We start from the raw sequence: 3,711 nt of genomic DNA, 5'->3' as shown, positions 1-3,711 counted from the left end.
TTACCGACGGGCGGGCGAATGTCGGCCGGGACGGCGAGGGTGACCGGCGGCGGGCGGAGGCGGACGCTCTGGACGCGGCCGGGCTGCTGCGCGCCGGCGCGGTCGCGACGGTGCTGCTGGACACGGCGCCGCATCCGCATCCCTTCGCGCGGACGGTCGCGGAGCGGATGGGCGCGCGCTATCTGCCGCTGCCCTATGCCGGCGCGGCCGCGATTTCCGGGGCCGTGCAGGGATTGCGCGGCTGATGCCGGCCGCGCCCGACTGGGAGCGCGACGGCCGCGACTGGCCCAACCAGTCCGCGAGCCGGTTCGTCGAGGCGGCCGGGCTGCGCTGGCACGTGCAGATCATGGGCAGCGGCCCGGATTTGCTGCTGGTGCACGGCACCGGTGCCGCGACGCATTCCTGGCGCGTGCTGGCGCCCCGCCTCGCGCGGGATTTCCGGGTGATCGCCCCGGACCTGCCCGGGCACGGCTTCACGGAGCTGCCGCCCGCGCACCGGCTGTCGCTGCCGGGCATGGCGCGCTCCCTGGCGGGGCTGCTCGCGGCACTCGGCGTGCGGCCGGTGCTGGCGATCGGCCATTCGGCCGGCGCCGCGATCCTCGCGCGGATGTGTCTCGACGGGCTGATCGCGCCGGCGCGGCTGATCAGCCTGAACGGCGCGCTGCTGCCGCTCGGCGGCGTCGCGGGGCAGATTTTCTCGCCGATCGCGAAGCTGCTTGTGCTCAATCCGCTCGTTCCCTGGGCGCTGTCTTGGCGGGCGGCGGACCGAACCGTGGTGCAGAAGCTGATCACCGGCACCGGCTCGACGCTGGAGCCGCAGGACCTCGACCGTTATGGCCGGCTGTTCGCGCGCAGCGGCCATGTGGCGGGCGCGCTCGGGATGATGGCGAACTGGGATTTGCACCCGCTGGCGCGCGACCTGCCGAAGCTCGCGGTGCCGCTGACGCTGGTGGCCGCCGCCCGCGACCGGGCGATCCCGCCGGCCGATGCCCACCGTGTCGCGGCGATGGTGCGCGGGGCGGAGGTCATCGAGCTGCCGGGCCTCGGCCATCTGGCGCACGAGGAGGCGCCGGAGCGTGTTGCCGACATCGTGATGGACGCGTTCAGCCCCGCCGCCAGCGTCGCGTAAGGTCCGCCAGATGGGCGAGCAGCGCGCCGGTCAGCGCCAGCGCCACCCAGAGTCCGCTCGCACCCCCGAGCGCGAGGCGCAGCCCCGCCAGCAGGCAGGCGCCCGAGGCGAGGTTGGCGACCAGCGGCGCCACCGCCGGTCCGGAGCCGGTGGCGCGCCGCCACATCGCGAGCGCCGGTGCTTCCAGCAGCGCGAGCACGAGCGCGAGATCGACGATGGCGGCGGTCATTGCGGCGCTCGCGCCCCTTCTCTCGAGTGTCAGGATGTTGTTACACTCCAGCCGTGATGTCCACGACGACGGCCACGACCCCCGGGCTGCGGGATGCCGAAGCGCTCTCCTTCGCCGGGCTGCGCGATGCCGGGCATCATGACGGCGCAAGCCCCGGGCCGCGGGACGGCGCGCCGCACGCGGTCGTCATCGGCAGCGGGTTCGGCGGCCTCGCCGCCGCGATCCGGCTCGGGGCGCGCGGCTGGCGCGTGACGGTGCTGGAGCGCCTCGACGCGCCGGGCGGCCGCGCCTATGTGCACCGGCAGGACGGGTTCACGTTCGACGCCGGCCCCACGATCGTCACCGCGCCGTTTCTGCTCGATGATCTGTGGGCGCTGTGCGGACGCAGCCGCGCCGACGACGTGGAGTTGCGCGCGCTCGATCCATTCTATCAGCTCCGCTTCGACGATGGCGCGACCTTTACCTACAGCGGTGATCCGGTGCGCATGCGTGCCGAGGTCGCGCGCTTCGCGCCGGGCGACGTGGACGGCTACGACGCGTTCATGCGGGTCAGCGAGGAGACCTGCCGCATCGGCTTCGAACAGCTCGGTCACGTACCATTCGAACGGCTCGGCGACATGGTGAAGCTGCTGCCGCAGCTCGCGCGCCTGCAGGCGTTCCGCAGCGTGCACAGCCTGGTTGCGCGGCACATACGCGACCCGCGCCTGCGCACCGTGTTCAGCTTCCACCCGCTGCTGGTGGGCGGCAATCCGTTCGCGGCAAGCGCGATCTACAGCCTGATCGCTTTCCTCGAACGGCGTTGGGGCGTGCACTATGCGATGGGCGGCACCGGCGCGCTCGTGCGCGGTCTCGCCGGGCTGATCGCCGGGCAGGGCAACGTGATCCGCTGCAACGCGACCGTTGCCGCCATCGACGTGCGCGACGGCCGGGCATGCGGTGTCCGGCTGGTGACGGGCGAGACGATCGCCGCCGACATCGTCGTCTCCAACGCCGATACCGGCTTCACCTATCGCCATCTGCTGCCGCCGGAGGCGCGGCGTCGCTGGACCGACCGGCGGGTGGAGCGGGCGCGTTATTCCATGAGCCTCTTCGTCTGGTATTTCGGCACCGACCGCCAGTACCCGGACGTGGGCCATCACACGATCATGCTCGGCCCGCGCTATCGCGCGCTGCTCGACGACATCTTCCGGCATCATCGGCTGTCGGCGGATTTCAGCCTCTATCTGCATCGGCCGACCGCGAGCGACCCGAGTCTGGCGCCGCCGGGCGGCGATGCGTTCTATGTCCTGTCGCCGGTGCCGCATCTCGACAGCGGGACGGATTGGCGCGTGGCCGCCGAACCCTATCGCGCGGCGATCGAGCGGGCGCTGGAGGCGACGCTGCTGCCCGGCCTGTCGCGACATATCGCGACGTCGCGAGTGACGACCCCGCTCGACTTCCGCGACCGGCTGCTGTCGCTGCGCGGCGCCGCGTTCGGGATGGAGCCGATCCTGACGCAAAGCGCATGGTTCCGCCCGCATAACCGCAGCGAGGATGTGCCGGGCCTGTATCTCGTGGGCGCCGGCACGCATCCCGGCGCGGGTCTGCCGGGCGTCCTGTCGTCCGCCCGGGTTCTCGACACGGTGGTGCCGCATGCAAGCGCCTTTGTCTGACGCCGCGGCGGATATCGCCGCCTGCCGCGCGCTCCTGCGCCACGGGTCGCGCACGTTCTGGGCGGCGGGATTGCTGCTGCCCCAGGCGGTGCGCGCCCCGGCATCGGCGCTGTATGCGTTTTGCCGGCTGGCCGACGACGCGGTGGATCTGGGCCCGGCGCTCGGTCGCGCGGCGTCGCTCGACCGGCTGCGCGTCCGGCTTGCCCGTGTCTATGACGGCACTCCCGCCGACGGCGCCGCGGATCGCGCCTTCGCCGCCGTCGTCCGCGACTACGCGATCCCCCGCGCGCTGCCCGAGGCCTTGCTCGAGGGCCTCGCCTGGGATGCCGATGGACGGCGCTATGCGGATCTTCCCGCGCTTCTGGACTATGCCGCGCGCGTCGCCGGCGCGGTCGGCGCGATGATGGCGGTGGTGATGGACGTGCGCGCGCCGGAGGCGCTCGCGCGCGCCTGCGATCTCGGCGTGGCGATGCAGCTGTCCAACATCGTCCGCGATGTCGGCGAGGATGCGCGCGCCGGCCGCCTCTATCTGCCGCTCGACTGGCTGGCCGAGGCGGGGATCGACGCCGCGCGTTTCGTCGCCGATCCGCGTCCGGGACCCGCGCTGGCCGCGGTGCTCCGGCGGCTGCTCGGCGAGGCGGACCGGCTGTACGCGCGCGCCCGGCCCGGGATCGGCGCCCTGCCGCGCCGCTGTCGCGCCG

At 73.3% G+C, this 3,711-nt stretch carries 4 protein-coding genes and 1 pseudogene; 4 read left to right on the top strand and 1 reads right to left on the bottom strand.

Going from position 1 to position 3,711, the window contains the following annotated elements; all coding sequences use genetic code 11:
* Both bchD and bchO read left to right on the top strand, forming a co-directional pair.
* Positions 1 to 245, top strand: a pseudogene (bchD, locus tag B8460_RS21910) (magnesium chelatase subunit D); the annotation flags it as partial.
* Positions 245 to 1,129, top strand: a complete 885-nt coding sequence (gene bchO, locus B8460_RS11845) for an alpha/beta fold hydrolase BchO (protein WP_048861806.1) — start codon at positions 245 to 247, stop codon at positions 1,127 to 1,129. The pseudogene bchD and the gene bchO, both read left to right, overlap by 1 nt.
* Here the strand turns inward: bchO and B8460_RS11840 are convergent.
* A complete protein-coding gene (locus tag B8460_RS11840; RefSeq protein ID WP_048861805.1) occupies positions 1,104 to 1,358 on the bottom strand; it encodes a hypothetical protein in 255 nt (84 codons plus the stop codon). The genes bchO and B8460_RS11840 overlap by 26 nt on opposite strands.
* A 56-nt stretch (positions 1,359 to 1,414) precedes the next feature.
* Here B8460_RS11840 and B8460_RS11835 point away from each other — a divergent pair, with 56 nt between their 5' ends.
* Positions 1,415 to 3,010, top strand: a complete 1,596-nt coding sequence (locus B8460_RS11835; protein WP_084623560.1) for a phytoene desaturase — start codon at positions 1,415 to 1,417, stop codon at positions 3,008 to 3,010.
* Positions 3,003 to 3,711 (top strand): phytoene/squalene synthase family protein (locus B8460_RS11830; RefSeq protein ID WP_052945228.1); only part of this gene is annotated, 709 nt, incomplete at its 3' end. The genes B8460_RS11835 and B8460_RS11830, both read left to right, overlap by 8 nt.

The sequence above is a fragment of the Acidisphaera rubrifaciens HS-AP3 genome (genome assembly GCF_000964365.1).
Lineage (GTDB): Bacteria > Pseudomonadota > Alphaproteobacteria > Acetobacterales > Acetobacteraceae > Acidisphaera > Acidisphaera rubrifaciens.
This window is presented reverse-complemented; position numbering and strand designations above follow the sequence as displayed.